The organism is Caulobacter sp. S45 (assembly GCF_009765965.1).
Taxonomy (GTDB): Bacteria; Pseudomonadota; Alphaproteobacteria; order Caulobacterales; family Caulobacteraceae; genus CAHJWH01.
In genome coordinates this window covers 925,126-942,743 of record NZ_LMUL01000014.1, presented here as the reverse complement: position 1 = coordinate 942,743, position 17,618 = coordinate 925,126, and the positions used below count along the sequence as shown (strand labels likewise).

The window sequence follows — 17,618 nt, the reverse complement described above, 5'->3', positions numbered from 1 at the left end:
CCCCGTCTCCCCCGCGCGGCTGCGAGGACTTAAGGACCAGTTCATAGGCCGAGCCTAGGCTCGATCCATGTCTCGATTCGCCGGATCAAGATCGTGACGACCGGGCCGCTCCTGCCGATCACTTCGCGCGTGTCGATCGCGGGGGACGGGGTCGCTGTCAGCGCATCGCGTCCAGGCGGCGACGCTCCGGCTCAGTCGCCGGCCGGCGCTACGTTGGCGCAGATTGTCGCCCAGCCCTCGGCGCTGCAAGCCGCGATAAGCGCCGCCGTCGGCCAGCAGGGCGGTCTGGCCTCGCTGCTCGCGGACTTGAGCGCGGCGTTGGAGTCCGTGGACCTTCCGGACACGGTGCAGGCGACGGCGCAGCAGGTCCTGGCGCTCCAACTTCCCTTGGAGCCGCCGCCCAGCGCCGAAGACCTGCAACAGGCGGTGGCCCAGTCCGGTCTGTTCCTGGAGGCGCAACTCGCCAACGCCGACGCGCCAACGGACGGCGACCTGAAGGCCGCTCTGCTCAGCCTAGGCCAGGCGCTGGCGACGTCGAATAGCGGGTCCAACGTGCGCGCCGCCGCCGCCGGCCCAGCTCCGGCGCCGCCCTATCTGGGCGGTCCGACGCGTGGCCAGCCGGCCGTCGTTTCCAATCTCACTCAGGACGTGGCTCCCGACGTGGCGATGGCGCGCCTGGCCAAGGAGACGGGCGCGGCGATCTCGCGCCAGGTGCTGATGCAGGCGGCGTCCGCCCAGAGCGGCGCTCGGGCCCCGGGCGACGCCGCCGAGCGCGGCTGGCTGTTCGAAATCCCGCTCGCGACGCCCCAGGGCGCTTCCATCGCCCAGTTCGAGATCGACCGGGACGGCGCCGCCGACGGCCAAGACGAGGACGAGCCGGTCTGGCGCGCGAAATTCTCGCTCGACGTCGATCCCATGGGCCCGGTGCACGCCAAGATCGCCATGAGCGGCGGCAAGGTCCGCGTCGCCTTGTGGGCCGAGGACGGCGAGACCCTCGACCGCCTGACCCAGCGCCAGGCGGAGCTTTCCGATATTCTGGAGGAAGAGGGTCTGTCCGCCCAGGTGGCGGTCTTTCCCGGCGCTCCCAGCGCCGCCGTCCGGCCGCCGGGCGGGTTCACGGATCGGGTGGTATGAGCGAGACGTCCAAAGGGCCTCTGGCGGTCGCGCTTTTCTACGAGAAGCCCCACGCGCCCAGGGTGGTGGCCAAGGGGCGCGGCGACGTCGGGCAGGCCATCGTCGACACCGCACGCCAGCATGGGGTGCCGTTGGAACAGAATCCGGCCCTGGCCGAAGCTCTCTCGGCGATCGAGCTCGATCGCGAGATTCCCAAGGAGCTCTACCAGGCCGTGGCCATCGTGATCGGCTTCGTGCTCCGCGCCTCTGGACAGATCGGCCCCGCGAAACGGCCCAGATCGGCGGCGAAGCGCTAGGTCGGCGAGGCCGGGGCGGGTAGAAGCTCGCGGGGGCGGGCTGGCCCTGCGAAAAGCGCGGATTGAAAAGCATGGCGGGAGGTTGGCTGGTGGGGGTGCTGGTCGAGATCGACCACGCCGTTCCGCTACGTCACTTCTACGCCGTCGCCCAGGACGACCAGGCCAGGGCCGAATGGGCCGCCGCCGATCGCGCGCTCGGCGCCGGCGTCATCGCGTCGAGCCCGCATGGGGGCGTCGAGCCGGTCGAAGGCATGTGTCGGCTTTCCCCGGCTGCGATCAAGTCGATGGGGTTGGCGGCTGGTCAGGTGAAGGCGCTGGGCTGGAAGTGGCCCCGGCGGTGGTTGCTCCTCGCCGGCCAAGCCTAGGCGTTCGTCCGGCGCGTCGAGTTAGGACTTCTTGACGAATTCCGCGCGCAGTACCAGGCCCTTGATGCCCTCGTATCGGCAGTCGATTTCCTGTTCGTCGCCGGTCAGCCGGATCGACTTGATCAGCGTGCCGCGCTTGAGCGCCTGGTTGGCGCCCTTCACCTTCAAGTCCTTGATCAGGACCACGCTGTCACCGTCCGCCAGCAGGTTGCCGACGGAGTCGCGGACCACCACCCCGGTCGGAGCCGCCGAGAGGGCGACCACTTCGCCCGGGTTGATCCATTCGCCCGTGACCTCGTCGTAAACGAAGTCCTCGTCGCTTCCCGCGCTCATGCCGTTCCTGTTCGAATGCAATGTCGTCAGCGGCTTAGAGGCTGCCGGGGGCAAGGGCCAGCGAAGTCCGCCCCTGGAGTGGATTGGCAATGCGCTCCGGTGCGCCTGACGCACCCATTGACGCGGCGGCTGACGGGCCTCACCTCAGCATTAAACAGTGAAGAGCGGGTCCATGGCCAACGCGACGAACCTATCCGGGCTTGAGCTACGGTCGAAGATCACGTCGAGCGGCACGCTCGAACTCTCGCTCGAGCAGGTGACGCTGCCGGTCCTGGCGGCGGACGAGGTGCTCATCCGGATCGAGGCGTCGCCGATCAATCCATCCGATCTCGGCCTGTTGCTGGGCCCCGCCGACGTATCGACCATCCGGGTCGGCGGGACCGTTGACCGGCCGACGGTGACGGCTTCCATTCCGCAGGCGCGAATGGCGGGGGTGGTGGCGCGGCTCGACCAGTCCATGGCGGTCGGTAACGAGGGCGCCGGCGTGGTCGTTAGCGCCGGGGCCGGTGTCCAGGCGTTGCTCGGGCGTATGCTCGCGACACGCACCTTCGGCATGTACGCCCAATATCGCGTCGCCAAGGCGACCGATTGCCTGGTGACGCCGGAAGGGACCACGGCGAGGCAGGCGGCGTCCGCCTTCATCAATCCACTGACCGTGCTCGGCATGATCGAGACCATGCGCCGAGAGGGTCACACCGCGCTGGTCCACACCGCCGCCGCGTCGAACCTTGGGCAGATGCTGAATCGGGCCTGCCTCGCTGACGGGATCGCGCTGGTCAACATCGTCCGAAGCGCCGAGCAGGCGGCCATCCTGCGCGAGATCGGCGCCCGGCACGTGCTCGACAGCACGACCCCCGCCTTCGTCGCCGACCTGACCGAGGCGCTTGTGGAAACCGGCGCGACCCTGGCGTTCGACGCGATCGGCGGCGGGACCCTGATCGGGACCATCCTGGCCTGCATGGAGGCGGCTATCGATCGTAAGGCGACGACCTACAATCGCTATGGTTCGTCGGTCCACAAGCAGGTCTACATCTATGGCGGGCTTGACACCCGGCCGACCGAGATCGATCGCAAGTTCGGCATCGCCTGGGGCGTCGGGGGCTGGCTGATGACCTGGTTCATGGAGAAGATCGGTCCGCAGGACGCCCAGCGGTTGCGCGATCGGGTCGCCGCCGAGCTGACGACGACATTCGCCAGTAAATATGTAGCGGAGATATCGCTGGCCGAAGCGTTGTCGCCTGACTTGATCAGGGCCTACAGTAGGCGCGCCACGGGCGAGAAGTACCTCATCGTACCGCACAAGGACATGGAAGGCGGTCGCGTTTAAGTCGCTTCAGGCGGCGATGGCGGAAGTCATCAGGACGGGCTGGCAGGCGGCGGATGCTGCGAGGCTGGTGAATGTTCCCCGCGTCACCCGGTAGAACCAATCCACCAGGCGCCGGATTTCCGGCAGGTTCTCGTCTTCGCTACGCCAGTAGGCGCGATAGGGCGACGGTCTGGGCAGCATGGTCTGGGAGGCGATGGCCAGTGCGCCGCTCTCGAGTTCGGGCAGGGCGAACACCGGATTGATCAAGGTTATGCCGAGCCCTTGGGTTGCGCAGCGGATGCGCAGGCTCTGTTCGGACATGATGATCGTCCGCATCTTGATGTCGGGGTCGACGCCGGTCGCTTCGAACCAGTTCCTCCAATAGATGGCGTTGCCGCAGATCAGCGGCGCCTGGACCAGGTCGGCGGGTGAGTTGAACGCGAAACGATCGAGCAGGGTCGGCGCGCAGACCGGCATCAAGACATCCCGGAACAGTTCCGCCGACGCGCTGAACTTTCGGCTCAAGTCCGAGCGGCTGATCACCAGGCTCTCGGGTCCATGGGTTTCGCGGGCGCCGACCACCACGTTCGGAAACTCGGCGATCAGCGAGGCCGTATGGTGGCTCAGCCAACCGTTGGCGAAAGCCTGATCGACACGGATACGGAAGCTGTTTTCCGCGGGCTCGGACTCGGCGGAGGCGACGCTTCTGGCCAGGGTGCTGGTCGCGCGCAAATATCCCGCTATGAGCGCCTTCGCCGCTGGCGTCGGCCTCCAGTCGCCCTTGCCTCGGCGGTTTAGAAGCTTGCCGAAGCGGGTCTCCAGGCCCGTGATCGCCTGACTGACGGCGGCGTGGCTTACGCCCAGCTCTTTGGCCGCTTGAGTGACGCTACCGAGGCGACAGGCTGCTTCGAGATGGCTCAGAGCGGCGAGGGACGGAAGCTTCTGGATTGTAGGTGACGACTCCATGATTGCCGACTGCGGCAGCCTCCCAGGCCATGCTGCAAATGTTTAAACTCACAACGCCAGCTAGGTACTCAATCACGACCCTAGACTGGACGCATTTATGGCCAAGCTCCAGTCGGCGAATAGTCGCATGCGGGGCCTCTGTTCAAGATTTACGCGAGAACGGCCAGTTTGCTGAGTTAAATTTTATACATGCGTGCAGAGAGTGTCGGCTTTGACCTGATCTAAGTTAATTTGTGTCCGAATTTGCCTGAATTTCAACATCATTTCTTGAAAAATGAAGCTGCTTGGGCAATTTCATCCAATTGCATCTGTAGGTAGCCAAATACGGCTCGGCCGACACGCCGCTCAAGACTTTCCATGGCGGTCTCGCCACGCTCTCCGGCGCTGTCCACCATGCCTTTCGTGAGGGCCAGCAAGTCGCGCGCAACGGTGGCCGGATCAGATTGCGCGGGCAGGTCGGGCCTGCCCAGGAGATCCTCCAGGATCGAGCAGATCGTATCCGAGACGTTGGCGACGTCGGCGTCGAGAGGCAGGCGGCGTTCCTCGAAATCGAGCAGGCGGGCGAGCGCGGGACGCCTGAGCTGATGCATGACCGCAGCCTGGATCAACCGTCTCAAGCCTGCACGACCGCTCGGTTCGGCGCCCAGGTCGGCGATCTCGTTCAGCAGGATGGCCGTCTCCCGCTGGATCAGCGCTCGCGTGATCGCCTCCTTACGGGGGAAGTACTGGTAGAGCGAGCCGACCCCGACCCCGGCGCGCCGGGCGATCTCATTGGTCGTGTAGGCCTCGAAGCCGCGCTCCTCGAGAATGCGAGCCGCCGCCTCCAGGATGACGCCGACGGTGGCGGCCGATCGCGCCTGGGCGGGGGATTTGCGCGGTTCGAGGCGGCTTGGGTCGAGAGGTTTGGCCATGGGGAAAGACGAGTATCGGATGTGAGCGATTGCTCACATTCTAGCGGACGTCAGAAAGATGCAAGAGAAACCCATGTCCGCTCAAACGACCCCTCTCGCTGAGAAAGCCAAGCCCGAGATCACCGTGTTCATGCTGGTGAAGAGCCTGCCTGAATGGCTGGCGTTTCCGCCCGATGAACGTTTCCGCCTGCTCGGCGAACATGTGGAACCGGTGCTCAGGCAGTATGCGGACGATGTCCGGTTGCGCTTTTACGATGTGGAGTTCTATGCGACCCGCGTGACCGATGTCTGGGTCTGGGAGGCGACGAACCATCACAGCTACCAGCTTCTAGTCGAGGCGTTGCGTGAGACGCCGTTCTGGGATCGCTATTTCGCGATCGTGGAAATCCTGCCGGGTGTGGAGAACGCCTACGCCGTCAATTATGGGCGCCAGCCGCTGGCGGCGTAGACCGCTTTGAGGCATTCCAAGAGCCAAGCCCCGCTGCAGGTCGCCCTGCAGCGGGACAGCCCTGGGTCAGGCCTTCAGGAAGGCCAGCAGGTCGGCGTTGACCTTGTCTTTTTCCGTCGTGCACATGCCGTGGGGGGCGCCTTCGTAGATCTTGAACTCGGCGCCCTTGACCAGTTTGGACGACAGCATCGCCGAGGCGGCGATGGGCACGATCTGATCGTCGGAGCCGTGCAGGATCAGGGTCGGCACGTCGAACGCCTTCAGGTCCTTGGTCAGGTCGGTTTCCGAAAACGCCTTGACGCAGAAGTAGGAGGCCGGGAAGCCCGCCATCATGCCCTGTAGCCAGAACGAGTCCCGCACGCCTTCCGAGACCTTGGCTCCCTTACGATTGTAGCCGTAGAAGGGCATGCTGAGCTCCTTCCAGAACTTCGAACGGTCGGCGACCACCGCGTCGCGGATCTGGTCGAACGCTTCGATCGGCGTGCCTTCGGGATTGGCTTCGCTCTTGAGCATCAGCGGCGGCACGGCCCCGATCAGCACCGCCTTGTCCACACGCTTGGTGCCGTGACGGCCGATGTAGCGGGCGACTTCGCCGCCGCCGGTGGAGTGGCCCACGTGGACGGCGTGCTTCAGGTCCAGCGCCTTGACCAAGGCCGCGAGGTCGTCGGCGTAGGTGTCCATGTCGTTGCCGGTCCAGGGCTGGCTGGAACGGCCGTGGCCCCGGCGGTCGTGGGCGATGCAGCGAAAGCCCTGCGAGGCCAGGAAGAACATCTGGTCTTCGAAGGCGTCGGAGCTGAGCGGCCAGCCATGGCTGAATACGACCGGCTGGCCGGCGCCCCAGTCCTTGTAATAGATTTCCGTGCCGTCCTTGGTGGTGATCGTGCCCATGACGGGTCCTTTCTGATCCCAGAGGGGAGGAAATTCGGCCGCCGTCCTGGCCGCCGCCGACAAGCATACAGCGAGAGGCGGCGATCAGAGGAATATCTTCAGGTGCTGTCGGTCGCTTCGTCGGCGGGGTGAATGCAAACGGCGCGGGCCGTCCATCCGGCCGACCCGCGCGTTAAGCTCGATAGCTTCAGCTCTTCTTGGCGAGCCGGTCCAGAGTCTGGAACTCCTGGTCTGTGAGCTGGATCTGGGCGGCGGCCACGTTCTCTTCCAGGTGGCTGACTTGGCTGGTGCCGGGGATGGGCAGCATGACCGGGCTGCGCTTGAGCACCCAGGCCAGAGCGATCTGGCTGACCGCCGCATTGTGGGCCTTGGCGATGAGGTCGAGCTCGCCCCCCGGCTTGGCCAGATCGCCGGCGGCGAGCGGGAACCAGGGGATGAAGCCGATCCCGTTGGCGGTGCAGTGATCCAGCACAGCCTCGTCGGTGCGGTCGGCGAGGTTGTAGCGGTTCTGCACCGTAGCGACCTTGAACACCTTGCGGGCGGCTTCGATCTCCTCGACGCCGACCTGGCTGAGGCCGGCATGGCGGATCAATCCTTCCTTCAGCATGTCGGCGATGACGCCGAACTGCTCGTCGCGCGGAACCTTGGGATCGATGCGGTGGAGCTGCCAGAGGTCGATGACGTCCACCTTCAGCCGGCGCAGGCTCATTTGCACGCATTGGCGCAGGTATTCGGGCCGGCCGACCTGTTCCCAGATGTTCGGGCCGGAACGAGTCAGGCCGCCCTTGGTGGCCACAAACAGCCCATCGTAGGGATGCAGCGCCTCTGCGATCAGGTCTTCGCTGACAAAGGGGCCGTAGCTGTCGGCGGTGTCGATGAAGTCCACACCGAGCTCGGGCAGGCGCTTGAGCACACGGATCGCTTCGGCGCGGTCCTTCGGTTCACCCCAGATGCCCGGGCCGGTGAGGCGCATGGCCCCGAAGCCGAGGCGCACAACCGGGGCGTCGCCGCCGATCGAGAACTGGCCGGAAGCGCGGGCGTTGATGTCAGTCATTCTACGATCCTTGAGGTTGGGCGGGGCTGAGCCGACTTAAGCATCGGCCCGCGACGGCGGTAGGGGCGCGGCTGCCGGGAAGGGCGCATGTCCGCGCCAATTTTGAATCCAGCCGAAGGGAGCGAATGGCGGCGAAATGTGTTCCGCAATCGCAGCGGCTCAATTGGCTGGGATCGTGCAAGATCATGAAGTTGACGGCCACGCCTTTGGATATTGCTGTCGCGGTTTGCAGGCTTGCCAGGATGGCGGCCTCGTCGCCGTCAGGTGGCGGGCGTCCGCAGAGCCTGGGTGCTTAACGATGACTAGCGCCAGACGGTGGCTCCTCGGCGGGGCGAGCCTAGCTACGGTTATCGGCGGAGGCCTCGCGTTGTTTTCTGGAGGCGCGGCGCGGTGGATCGAGAAGGCTGCGCCGCCTCAAGGTCGCTTCATCGACGTGGATGACGTGCGGCTGCACTACCTTGATGTCGGGGCGGGTCCCGCCATCGTCATGATCCATGGTCTGGGCGGCCAGATGGGCGATTTCACCTACGCCCTGGTCGACAAGCTGAAGGATCGCTACCGGGTCATCGTTGTGGAGCGTCCCGGGTCCGGTTACTCCAATCGAGGCGCCCATAGTTCTGCGCGATTGGGAAGCCAGGCGAAGACCATCGCCGAGTTCATCCAGGTGCTTGGCTTGGATAGTCCTCTGGTGGTCGGGCATTCCCTTGGGGGCGCGGTGGCGTTGACGGTCGCCCTCGACCATCCCGAACATGTCGGCGGCCTGGCCTTGATCGCCCCGCTCACCCACCCGCAGACCACCGTGCCGCCGCTGTTCAACGGCCTGGTCATTCCGTTCCCCTGGTTGAGGTGGATCGTGGCCTGGACGATCGCGGCGCCGGCCGCCATCACCCAGCAGGAACCCGCGGCCAAGATCCTGTTCGGACCCGAAACGCCCCCGGACGACTTCGCGGGCAAGGGCGCGGAGTTGCTCAGCTTGCACCCGCGAACCTTCTACTCGGCGTCAACCGATCTGATGGCCTTGGGCGAAGACCTGCCGGGTCTGTCGGAGCGCTACGCCTCGCTGGACATGCCGGTGGGCGTGGTGTTCGGCACGGGCGACCGTATCCTCGACCCCGCGCTGCACGGCGAAGCCATGGTCGGCAAGATCGCCGGGCTCGAGCTGGAGCTGATCGCAGGCGGCGGCCACATGCTGCCCGTGACCCAGCCCCAGCGCACTGCCGACTTCATCGTCCGAATCGCTCAACGGGTCAGCCCGCCGGTCGCGGAGAGAATGCGGGCCTGAGCGAACGTCCGGGAGCGCGCCGGCTGCGGGCTCCCGGACGCGGCCTACTGGCCGTACAGCTTCACCAGGTCGAACAGGTAGTCGCGGCCCTCATACAGCGTCTTCACGCCGATCCGCTCGTTCAGCCCGTGGATATGGCCGCCGTCCGGCTCGTGGAAGAAGCCGCTGACGCCGTAGGTCGGGATGCCGACGTCGCCCATGAACACCCCGTCTGTGGCGCCCGCGAGCAGGGTCGGCACCACCGGCACGCCTGGATAGTACTTGGCGGTGATGGTGCGGATCGGCCCCATCACCTCGGGCGCCATCGGCGTGGGCTTGGCCAGCGGGCCGCGATGGTCGGGCAGGGTGATGACCACCGCCGGATCGGCCACGATCTCGGCCAGCTTCTGCTGCACGGCGTCGGTGGAGACGCCGGGGAAGATGCGGCAATTGACGTTGGCCACGGCGCGCTGGGGCAGGGCGTTGGTGGCGTGTCCGGCGTTGAGCAGGGTCGCCACGCAGGTGGTGCGCAGCGCGGTGTTCCAGCTCGGGTCGGCGGTGACGATGGCGGCCGCCTTGGCGTCGTGCGGATCGGCCATCAGGGCGGTCATCGCTGCGCCCTTCTCGCCACCGACGATCTTGGACATGGCGGTGAAGTAGGCGCGGTTGGCGTCGTTGAACTGGATCGGGAAGTCGTACTGGCTGACGCGCATCAGGGCTGCGGCCAGATGATAGATGGCGTTGTCCTTGACCGGACGTGAGCTGTGGCCGCCGGGATTGGTCACCGTCAGGTCGTAGTTCTGCGGGGTCTTTTCCGCCGCCTCCACCGACAGCAGCAGCCGCTTGCCGGATTCGTCGAGTTGTCCGCCGCCGCCCTCGTTCAGGGCGAAGGCCGCGTCGACCAAGGGACGCTCGTGGGTGGCGAGCCAGCCGGCCCCGTTGAAAGCGCCCTCGGTCTCTTCCCCGCAGGTCAGCGCCATCTTGACCGTGCGCTTCAGCTTGATGTGCTGGGCCTTGAGGCGGGCCATGGTGTCGACCCAGACCGCGGCCATCGCCTTGTCGTCGCTGGAGCCGCGCGCGTAGAAATAACCGTCCTCCTCGACCAGGGTGAAGGGGTCGCGCGCCCAGTCGGCCCGCTTGGCCTCCACCACGTCGATGTGCGCCAGCAGCAGCACGGGCCGGGCCTTGGGATCGGTCCCCGGCAGCACGGCCACCAGCCCGCCTTCCTTGGGATGGTCGGGGGCGGCGAAGGGGTGCAGGTCGGCGGCGGGATAGCCGGCCTCGGTCAGGTGCGCCTGCATCTTGGCCGCCGCTTCGGTGCAGCTTCCGACCGACAGGGTGGTGTTGGTCTCCACCAATTCCTTGTAGAGCGCGCGAAACTGCGTCTGGTCCGGCCGAAGCGCTTGGGCCGATGCGCCGCTCGCGGCCAGCAGGCCCGTCCCCATCATCAGGCTGCAGATCAAACGCTTCATGTCGTTCCCCTATTTCGTAGGGGATCGGAGCCGATCTGTCCGCGATTGACAAGGGCCGTGGGCGACATGGCGGGGGAGGGACTGTCGTTGCGAGCGGCTTGGGCGCCCGACGGCCCGTTCCATTCGACTGTTCCGCCGGGGTCGACCCCTCTTGCCAAAGGCGAACGCCCGGCTGAAGGTGGGCCATAATCAAGAAACGCAGGGAGTAGGGTGTTGAAAAATGGTAGCGCTACCGTCGGTCTGGCCATCGGAGCGGCGGTCTTCGTCGGAGCTATGGCGGCGCAGGCGCAGCCCAAGATCATCGGGCCGTCGGTCTATGACTGGAGCGCCGGCCGCGACCAGAAGACCGACGTCGGCGCGTTCCGCCAGGTGATGAAGGGACCCACCGCGACGCTCGACGAACTGGAGGTCCATGTCACGAGGCTAGACCCTGGCAAGTTGTCCCATCCGCCTCACCGTCATCCCAACGAGGAGCTGGTCATCATCCGGCAGGGGACCGTCGAGACCTTGTCCGGCGGCGTGTGGAAACGCCTGGGGCCGGGGTCGGTGATCTTCAACGCTTCCAATTCCCTGCATGGGCTGAAGAACGTGGGCTCGGTCCCCGCGATCTACGACGTGATCAACTGGAAGGCGCCGCCGAAGACCGGACGGCCTTAGCGGCCGGGCAAGTCCTCGTTCCGAATGGCTGCAAGCATAGGCGTTGAAAAGATGGACGATCTGAGCCGGCGGTCCCTGCTCATGGCCACGGGGGTCGGGGCCACAAGCCTTTTGCCGGGTCTGCCCGACGCAGCGTCGGCGCAGGCCGTTTCCGCGGGTCCGGGGCCGAGCTTGAAGCCCACCCATCGTATTCGCTTCGCGGTGATCGGCCTGGACCATCCCCACATCCTGAGCATGACGGCGACGGTGCTCCGGGGCGGCGGCGAGCTGGTTTCGGTCTACGCCGTCGACCCCAAGCAGATCAGGGATTTCCGCGCCAGTTTCGGGGACGTGAAGCTCGCTCGCAGCGAGGCCGAGATCCTGGAAGACACCTCGATCCAGCTTGTCGCCGGCGCCCCGATCCCCGATCAGCGCACGCCGCTGGGCCTACGGGTGATGCGGCATGGCAAGGATTTCCTCAGCGACAAGCCGGGGATCGTCACCCTGGATCAACTGGCCGAGGTGCGCCGGACGATCGCGCAGACCGGTCGGAAGTTCGCGATCATGTATTCCGAACGGCTGGAAGTCCCGGCGGCGGTCAAGGCGGGCGAACTGGTCAAGGCCGGCGCCATCGGGCGGGTCGTACAGACGATCAACATCGCCCCGCACCAGATCAACGCGCCCGCCCGACCGGCCTGGTTCTTCGACAGGGCGCGCTATGGCGGCATCCTCACCGATATCGGGTCCCATCAGGCCGATCAGTTCCTCTACTATACAGGCTCGAAGTCGGCCCAGGTGCTGTCGTCCCAGGTCGCCAACGTTTCCCACAAGGCTCATCCTGAATTCCAGGACTTCGGGGATATGACCGTGACGGGCGACGGCGGCGCCGGTTACATCCGGGTGGACTGGTTCACCCCGGACGGCCTCGGGACATGGGGCGATGGGCGACTGTTCATCCTGGGGACCGACGGCTACATCGAACTGCGCAAGTTCGCCGACCCGGCGGGGCGCAAGGGCGGCAATCACCTGTTCATCGTCGACAAGAAGCAAGCGCTCTACATGGATTGCAACAACGTCGCGTTGCCGTTCGGCCCACAGTTCGTCGCCGATATCGTCAATCGCACCGAGATCGCCCAGGATCAGGTGCAGGCGCTACTGGCGGCCGAACTTGTGCTGACGGCGCAGCAGAACGCCAAGCCGGCGCCGTTCGCGACCTGAGCTAATTCAGAACACCTTCAACTCGACAAGGCGCAGCGCCTTCCTCGGCGCCGGCGTGAAGACGACGCGCAATTTATCGGTGACGAGCGGTCTCCAGGCGATGCGGTTCACCCCGCCCGCGACGGGGCGTCTGGGCCGGGAGAGCAGCACCACGTCCGTCCATCGTCCGTCGCGCCAGACCTGGACCCGGAGGTCGTTTGGCGCGGCGAGCCCCGTCTGGTTCGCGAAGAAGCTCAGGTCCGCGGAACTGAGGTGCACGGGATGTCCGAAATCGACGGCGTACCAGTCCTGTGGGTGGGAAGAGCCCACGGTCGACCAGCCGTTCGGCATTTCGGGGAAGAACCAGACGCGCCCGTCGATGGCCTGGTGCAACATGGTGGGATCGTTGTTGACGGAGGCGGTCGCCCTGGGAAAATCGGTCTTCACCAGGTTCACGGCGAGATCGATCCGACGCTCGACTGGCTTTGGAGGTGCCTGGGCGAGGTGTGCGGTTAGCTTGCCCAGTCTTGACGAATTCGCCGCGCGCCGTCCGTCGATATAGATCGAAAGGCCGGCGCCACGACCATAACGGCGACCGTCGGCATCGAACACGACCGACACCAGATGCCCGTGATACGGCGCGTCCTGCAGTGCGAAGTAGGGCAGGAAGTCCGGATCGCGGGGATCGGCGGGGACCAGGGGGTTCACTTCGAGCACGTCATCGGCCCGAGGACGCAGTCCGACCAGTCCGCTGATGATCAGGTCGTCGAAGCCGGAGTGGTTGTAGTGATGGCTCCGTGGCAGTCCAACGATGGGCTTGCCCGTATCCGGGTCGTAATCTTCCTGAAGATCGGGCCGGGCGTCCTGAAGATGCAGTCGTGCATATTGCCTCAATAGGCTGACATAGTCGGAGGCGCTCACGATGTCCTGATTGTAGTCGTTCAGCAGGTTGGCCATCGCCACCAGGGCCTGCGTGGTCTGGAACGGCCAGGCTGGACCGTTCCATTGGCACTCGCGCAGGCCGGTCGCCTTGTCGTAGCGATACTGCTTCATGTAGTTCGGGTAGGACGGCTCGTTGGTCCGCAGGCCGAATCTGCCGCCGAGTTCGTTCGAAGACAATAGATGCCGCCATGCCTGCGCGTAGATGTGCTCGTCTCGCGCCAGTTCCGTGTACCAGGGTAGATAACCGACCAGTTCACGCCCTCGGATCGGCGTCCAATAGTGTATGAAGGCGTTGTCGATCTTGTAGCGATCGATGAAATGCTGGAGGGCGTCGCTCCACAGGCTCGCCTGGACGGCGTTGCGCAGGTCGTCGGCGCGTTGGGCGTAGAGGGCCGCTGTCGCCGTATCGCCCTTCAGCGCCGCCAGGCGGCTGATCGCGCGGGCGTTGGCGAACATGTAGCTGTTGATCGACGGACGGAACGCTTCGCCGCCGGTGAAGCCGTCACGTCCGCCGCTCGCGTCGATCGAGGCGATCGTGTATTCGGTAGCGTCGAGCAGCGGTTCGATCCAGTATAGTTTCTTACCGGCGTCGTAATGATCGTCCCAGAGCCCGTATATGTGCTCCATGCTGTTCAGATGTCGGACGGCGAAAGCTGCATCGCCGTCGACGAGGTAATGGGCGTAAACGGCGTCGGCGATCGACTCGCTGAAATGGCGGTCGTTTCCGCCGCCCGAGTACATGTAGTCGATATAGTCGTCGGCATAGCGCCGGTCGCGCAGCCAGCGCCCCTCGTAGATATGGAATGCGGTGGCGTCGTTCAGGCTGGCGTACGGTTCGCGCTGCCAGCCGACGTCGTCGAGGAATTCGGTGGAGATATAGCCGCGTGCGCCCAGGTCCCGCTGATGGGCGCGAAACACCTGCCAGCGATAATAGTAGATCCGGTTCAGCGTCGGGTCGGCGGAATCGAAGAACGGGATGTTTCCCGCGTACCAGTCCGCATCGGCGCCGAAGCGGGCGCGGGCGATCTTGCTTTCATTAAGTGGAAGGCCGGTTCGGGCCTGGGCCTGTCCGGTTGCGAGCGCCGACGGGACGCAAGCGGCCAGGCCCAGGACGAGCCCGATCAATCCGCCGGCGATCCCTCGCGTGGAACTCGTTTTGAATATGCCCATGCAGTCTTGGCTTGGCGGAGATATGGAAGCGAATAGCCGACGGATTTCGTGCTGGGCCGCTCAGTCCAACTTCACCAGCATCTTGCCGATGTTCTCCCCGGTGAAGAGTTTCAGGAAGGCGTTGGGCGCGGCCTCGATGCCGTTGTCGATGCTCTCGCGCCACTTCACCTGGCCGGCCCTGATCCAGGCGGTCATGTCCGAGACGAAGGCGTCGGTCTGATCGAAGTAGTCGGAGACGATGAAGCCTTGCAGGCGAAGCCGCTTGCCCACCGCCATGATGATGTTGGACGGGCCGGGCTGCGGCTCGGTGTCGTTGTAGTTCGAGATCATCCCGCACAGCGCGAAGCGGGCGAAGGGCCGTGCGGCGTTCAGCGCCGCGACCAGATGCTCGCCGCCGACATTCTCGAAATAGACGTCGATGCCCTTCGGCGCGGCGCGGCCCAGGGCGGCGGTGAGATCGGGCTCGGCCTTGTAGTCGATCACCTGATCCACGCCGAGGTCACGCAGCCACGCGCATTTCTCCGCCCCACCGGCCGACCCGATCACGGTCGCGCCTTTCAGCTTGGCGATCTGGCAGACGATCTGGCCCACCGCGCCCGCGGCGGCCGAGACGAACACGGTATCGCCCGCCTTTACGCCCGCGATCTTGGTCAGCCCAGCCCAGGCGGTCATGCCGGTCATCCCAGCCGCGCCCAGGAAGGTTTGCGGCGGCAAGCCCTGAGCGTCGATCTTCTGGAGGTACTGTGGTGGGGCGTTGAACGCCTCGCGCCATCCCAGCATGGAGCTGACGAGGTCGCCGGGCCGAAACGCCGCGCTGTTGGACGCGCAGACCTCGCCGACGGCGCCGCCCTGCAGGGCTTTGCCGATCTCGAATGGCGGCACATAGCTCGGCCGGTCGTACATCCGGCCGCGCATGTAGGGGTCGACCGACATGAACAGGTTCTTGACCTGGACCTCGCCTTCGCCAGGCGGGGGCAGGGGCGTGGTTGCGATCTCGAAATTGGCGGCCTGCGGCAGGCCATGCGGGCGCGACGTCAGGCGGACCTCGCGCGATTGGGTCATGGGTGAGTGTGGCATTGGCGCTTCCTCCGAACGCTTCTTGCCGTCCACCGTAGCCCCTAAGCGGGCGCGAACAACCCGACGTCTTTCCCGCTGAGCGCGAGCCGGATCTTTAGGCCCGGTTCAGGCGCGGCGTCAGCCAGACCATAATCCGCGAAAAGCGGTCGCCGCTGCAGGGGAAGGGCTTGGTCGCCGCCTTGGCCGCAAAGGCGGACGCCTGTTCCGCCGTGCGACGTTCGCTCTGGGGAAGCGACATCCATTCCCGGATGAGGGCTCGGCGTGAATTATGCTCAGGCTTCATAAGAAAAGTCTTTCCAGCGCGGATGGCGCGGTTTTTAAGGCGAAGACATTTGCGCTTAAATTTGTTCGCAGTCATTCGATTAAATATTTTATTCGAACATAAATATGAAATACGAATATTTTGGTTTTACATAAATGTTCGCAAAGGCGGCTCCCGTGTCACCTGCTCGATGCGGCGACCCGTGAAACGTCGGCACGTTTGAAGATGCGAGCGCGACGGTGGCGTTCCAGGCCAAGGCTCCGCTAAAAGCCGGTCATGTTGCGACTGACCGAACTGAAGCTGCCGCTCGACCACGCGGCCGAGGCGCTCCGGGCCGCCGTGCTCGAACGCTTGGGCGTGGGCTCCGACGATCTGCTCGACTACGCCGTCGTCCGCCGCGCCCACGACGCGCGCCGCAAGTCGGCTATCCTCATGGTCTATTCGGTCGACGCCGCCGTGCGGGACGAGGCGGTGGTGCTGGCGCGGCTGGACGGCGACCACAGGGTCCAGATCACGCCAGACACCGCCTATCGATTCGTTGCGCGCGCGCCGGAAGGGTTGACCTCGCGCCCCGTGGTGATTGGCGCGGGTCCGTGCGGCCTGTTCGCCGGTCTGATCCTGGCCCGGATGGGGTTTCGGCCGATCATCCTGGACCGCGGCAAGGTGGTGCGCGAGCGCACCAAGGACACCTGGGGCCTGTGGCGGCGGGGCGTGCTCGACCCGGAGTCCAACGTGCAGTTCGGCGAGGGCGGGGCCGGCACGTTTTCGGACGGCAAGCTCTACAGCCAGATCAAGGACCCACGCCATCTCGGCCGTAAGGTGCTGACCGAGTTCGTCCAGGCCGGCGCCCCGCCGGAAATTCTGACCGAGGCCCACCCCCACATCGGCACCTTCCGCCTGGTGACCATGGTCGAGCGCATGCGCTCGAGCATCGAGGCGCTGGGCGGCGAATACCGGTTCCAGAGCCGGGTTGAGGACCTGGACGTCGAGATCGCGTCCGACGGCGGGCGGCGGGTGCGCGGCGTGGTGCTACAGAATGGCGAGCGGATCGCGGCGGATCATGTGGTGCTGGCGGTTGGCCACAGCGCGCGCGACACCTTCCAGATGCTGTACGATCGGGGCGTGCACATCGAGGCCAAGCCGTTCTCGATCGGCTTCCGCATCGAGCACCCGCAGTCGCTGATCGACCGAGCGCGGTTCGGTACCTGCGCCGGCCATCCCGACCTGGGGGCTGCCGACTACAGTCTGTCGCACCACTGTTCCAACGGCCGCAGCGTCTACAGTTTCTGCATGTGCCCCGGCGGCACGGTGGTGGCGGCGACCTCGGAGCCTGGCCGGGTGGTCACCAACGGCATGAGCCAATATTCGCGCAACGAGCGCAACGCCAACGCCGGCCTGGTGGTGGAGATCACGCCGGCCGACTATCCCGACCATCCGCTGGCCGGCGTCGCCTTGCAGCGGCATTGGGAGGCACAGGCGTTTGTCGCGGGTGGCGGGACCTATGCGGCGCCGGGCCAGCGGGTCGGCGACTTCCTGGTGGGGTGGCCCTCGACGGCCTTGGGTGCGGTGACGCCTTCGTACAAGCCGGGTGTCCATCTGACCGACCTGGCGGGCTGTTTGCCTGACTACGCCATCACAGCTATCCGCGAGGCGCTGCCGGTGTTCGGGCGCAAGATCCCTGGCTACGACGATCCCGACGCCATGCTGACCGGGGTGGAGACGCGCACCTCGTCCCCGATCCGCATCGTGCGGGGCAAGGATTTCGAGAGCCTCAACACGCGTCGGCTGTACCCGGCGGGTGAAGGCGCCGGCTACGCGGGCGGCATCCTGTCCGCCGCCGTCGACGGCATCAAGGTGGCCGAGGCGGTGGCGATGAGCATGCTGGGCGGGGCGGGCTGAC

General features: G+C 65.7%; 18 protein-coding genes and 1 pseudogene. 9 read left to right on the top strand and 10 right to left on the bottom strand.

Going from position 1 to position 17,618, the window contains the following annotated elements; translation table 11 throughout:
- Nucleotides 1-93 precede the first annotated feature (93 nt).
- The 3 genes from GSQ87_RS11375 (at nucleotide 94) to GSQ87_RS11365 (ending at nucleotide 1,795) form a co-directional block, all read left to right on the top strand.
- Nucleotides 94-1,134, top strand: a complete 1,041-nt coding sequence (locus GSQ87_RS11375; RefSeq protein ID WP_158915552.1) for a flagellar hook-length control protein FliK — start codon at nucleotides 94-96, stop codon at nucleotides 1,132-1,134.
- Nucleotides 1,131-1,430, top strand: coding sequence for an EscU/YscU/HrcU family type III secretion system export apparatus switch protein (locus tag GSQ87_RS11370; RefSeq protein WP_158915551.1), 300 nt, complete (start codon nucleotides 1,131-1,133; stop codon nucleotides 1,428-1,430). Before GSQ87_RS11375 ends, GSQ87_RS11370 begins: the two co-directional genes overlap by 4 nt.
- 71 nt (nucleotides 1,431-1,501) lie before the next feature.
- A complete protein-coding gene (locus GSQ87_RS11365; RefSeq protein WP_158915550.1) occupies nucleotides 1,502-1,795 on the top strand; it encodes a hypothetical protein in 294 nt (97 codons plus the stop codon).
- Nucleotides 1,796-1,816: 21 nt separating this feature from the next.
- On the opposite strand, the gene GSQ87_RS11360 is transcribed toward GSQ87_RS11365, so the two are convergent.
- Entirely contained in the window at nucleotides 1,817-2,029 is a 213-nt protein-coding gene (locus tag GSQ87_RS11360; RefSeq protein ID WP_254063139.1) for an alkylphosphonate utilization protein, read from the bottom strand.
- A gap of 271 nt (nucleotides 2,030-2,300) precedes the next feature.
- On the opposite strand from GSQ87_RS11360, the gene GSQ87_RS11355 reads away from it, so the two are divergent.
- Nucleotides 2,301-3,455, top strand: a complete 1,155-nt coding sequence (locus tag GSQ87_RS11355; RefSeq protein ID WP_158915548.1) for a zinc-binding dehydrogenase — start codon at nucleotides 2,301-2,303, stop codon at nucleotides 3,453-3,455.
- A 6-nt stretch (nucleotides 3,456-3,461) separates the two neighbouring features.
- Here GSQ87_RS11355 and GSQ87_RS11350 read toward each other — a convergent pair whose 3' ends face one another.
- The 3 genes and pseudogenes from GSQ87_RS11350 to GSQ87_RS11345 all read right to left on the bottom strand — a co-directional run bounded on the left by GSQ87_RS11350 (nucleotide 3,462) and on the right by GSQ87_RS11345 (nucleotide 5,311).
- Nucleotides 3,462-4,166 carry a LysR substrate-binding domain-containing protein gene (locus tag GSQ87_RS11350; RefSeq protein WP_254062892.1) on the bottom strand — a complete coding sequence of 235 codons (705 nt, stop codon included), beginning with the start codon at nucleotides 4,164-4,166 and terminating at the stop codon, nucleotides 3,462-3,464.
- 33 nt (nucleotides 4,167-4,199) lie between these two features.
- Nucleotides 4,200-4,400, bottom strand: a pseudogene (locus GSQ87_RS23100) (LysR family transcriptional regulator); the annotation flags it as partial.
- A gap of 260 nt (nucleotides 4,401-4,660) precedes the next feature.
- On the bottom strand, nucleotides 4,661-5,311 hold the full coding sequence (locus tag GSQ87_RS11345; RefSeq protein ID WP_158915546.1) for a TetR/AcrR family transcriptional regulator: 651 nt from the start codon (nucleotides 5,309-5,311) through the stop codon (nucleotides 4,661-4,663).
- Nucleotides 5,312-5,384: 73 nt separating this feature from the next.
- Between GSQ87_RS11345 and GSQ87_RS11340 the strand changes: the two genes are divergently transcribed.
- Nucleotides 5,385-5,759 (top strand): darcynin family protein, encoded by a 375-nt coding sequence (locus tag GSQ87_RS11340; RefSeq protein WP_158915545.1) that lies wholly within the window; start codon nucleotides 5,385-5,387, stop codon nucleotides 5,757-5,759.
- A 66-nt stretch (nucleotides 5,760-5,825) separates the two neighbouring features.
- Here GSQ87_RS11340 and GSQ87_RS11335 read toward each other — a convergent pair whose 3' ends face one another.
- Both GSQ87_RS11335 and GSQ87_RS11330 read right to left on the bottom strand, forming a co-directional pair.
- Nucleotides 5,826-6,647, bottom strand: coding sequence for an alpha/beta fold hydrolase (locus GSQ87_RS11335; RefSeq protein WP_158915544.1), 822 nt, complete (start codon nucleotides 6,645-6,647; stop codon nucleotides 5,826-5,828).
- Nucleotides 6,648-6,834: 187 nt separating this feature from the next.
- Nucleotides 6,835-7,701, bottom strand: a complete 867-nt coding sequence (locus GSQ87_RS11330; RefSeq protein ID WP_158915543.1) for an aldo/keto reductase — start codon at nucleotides 7,699-7,701, stop codon at nucleotides 6,835-6,837.
- A 367-nt stretch (nucleotides 7,702-8,068) separates the two neighbouring features.
- Here GSQ87_RS11330 and GSQ87_RS11325 point away from each other — a divergent pair, with 367 nt between their 5' ends.
- The gene (locus GSQ87_RS11325) at nucleotides 8,069-8,983 is read left to right on the top strand and encodes an alpha/beta fold hydrolase (RefSeq protein ID WP_216839233.1); all 915 of its coding nucleotides are present in this window, start codon (nucleotides 8,069-8,071) and stop codon (nucleotides 8,981-8,983) included.
- Between the two features lie 44 nt (nucleotides 8,984-9,027).
- Here the strand turns inward: GSQ87_RS11325 and GSQ87_RS11320 are convergent, their stop codons facing one another.
- A complete protein-coding gene (locus tag GSQ87_RS11320) occupies nucleotides 9,028-10,434 on the bottom strand; it encodes a M20/M25/M40 family metallo-hydrolase (protein ID WP_158915541.1) in 1,407 nt (468 codons plus the stop codon).
- A gap of 213 nt (nucleotides 10,435-10,647) precedes the next feature.
- Between GSQ87_RS11320 and GSQ87_RS11315 the strand changes: the two genes are divergently transcribed.
- Nucleotides 10,648-11,091: a cupin domain-containing protein gene (locus tag GSQ87_RS11315; RefSeq protein ID WP_254062890.1), complete on the top strand. Its 444-nt coding sequence runs from the start codon at nucleotides 10,648-10,650 to the stop codon at nucleotides 11,089-11,091.
- Nucleotides 11,092-11,142: 51 nt separating this feature from the next.
- Nucleotides 11,143-12,288, top strand: a complete 1,146-nt coding sequence (locus GSQ87_RS11310) for a Gfo/Idh/MocA family protein (RefSeq protein ID WP_158915540.1) — start codon at nucleotides 11,143-11,145, stop codon at nucleotides 12,286-12,288.
- A gap of 6 nt (nucleotides 12,289-12,294) precedes the next feature.
- Here the strand turns inward: GSQ87_RS11310 and GSQ87_RS11305 are convergent, their stop codons facing one another.
- The 3 genes from GSQ87_RS11305 to GSQ87_RS11295 all read right to left on the bottom strand — a co-directional run bounded on the left by GSQ87_RS11305 (nucleotide 12,295) and on the right by GSQ87_RS11295 (nucleotide 15,694).
- Nucleotides 12,295-14,334: a trehalase family glycosidase gene (locus tag GSQ87_RS11305; RefSeq protein WP_158915539.1), complete on the bottom strand. Its 2,040-nt coding sequence runs from the start codon at nucleotides 14,332-14,334 to the stop codon at nucleotides 12,295-12,297.
- Between the two features lie 105 nt (nucleotides 14,335-14,439).
- Nucleotides 14,440-15,441 carry an NADP-dependent oxidoreductase gene (locus GSQ87_RS11300; RefSeq protein WP_158917585.1) on the bottom strand — a complete coding sequence of 334 codons (1,002 nt, stop codon included), beginning with the start codon at nucleotides 15,439-15,441 and terminating at the stop codon, nucleotides 14,440-14,442.
- A 109-nt stretch (nucleotides 15,442-15,550) separates the two neighbouring features.
- Entirely contained in the window at nucleotides 15,551-15,694 is a 144-nt protein-coding gene (locus GSQ87_RS11295; RefSeq protein WP_158915538.1) for a hypothetical protein, read from the bottom strand.
- A gap of 300 nt (nucleotides 15,695-15,994) precedes the next feature.
- On the opposite strand from GSQ87_RS11295, the gene GSQ87_RS11290 reads away from it, so the two are divergent.
- Complete coding sequence (locus tag GSQ87_RS11290; protein ID WP_158915537.1) at nucleotides 15,995-17,617, top strand: NAD(P)/FAD-dependent oxidoreductase; 1,623 nt, start codon at nucleotides 15,995-15,997, stop codon at nucleotides 17,615-17,617.
- Nucleotide 17,618 lies beyond the last annotated feature (1 nt).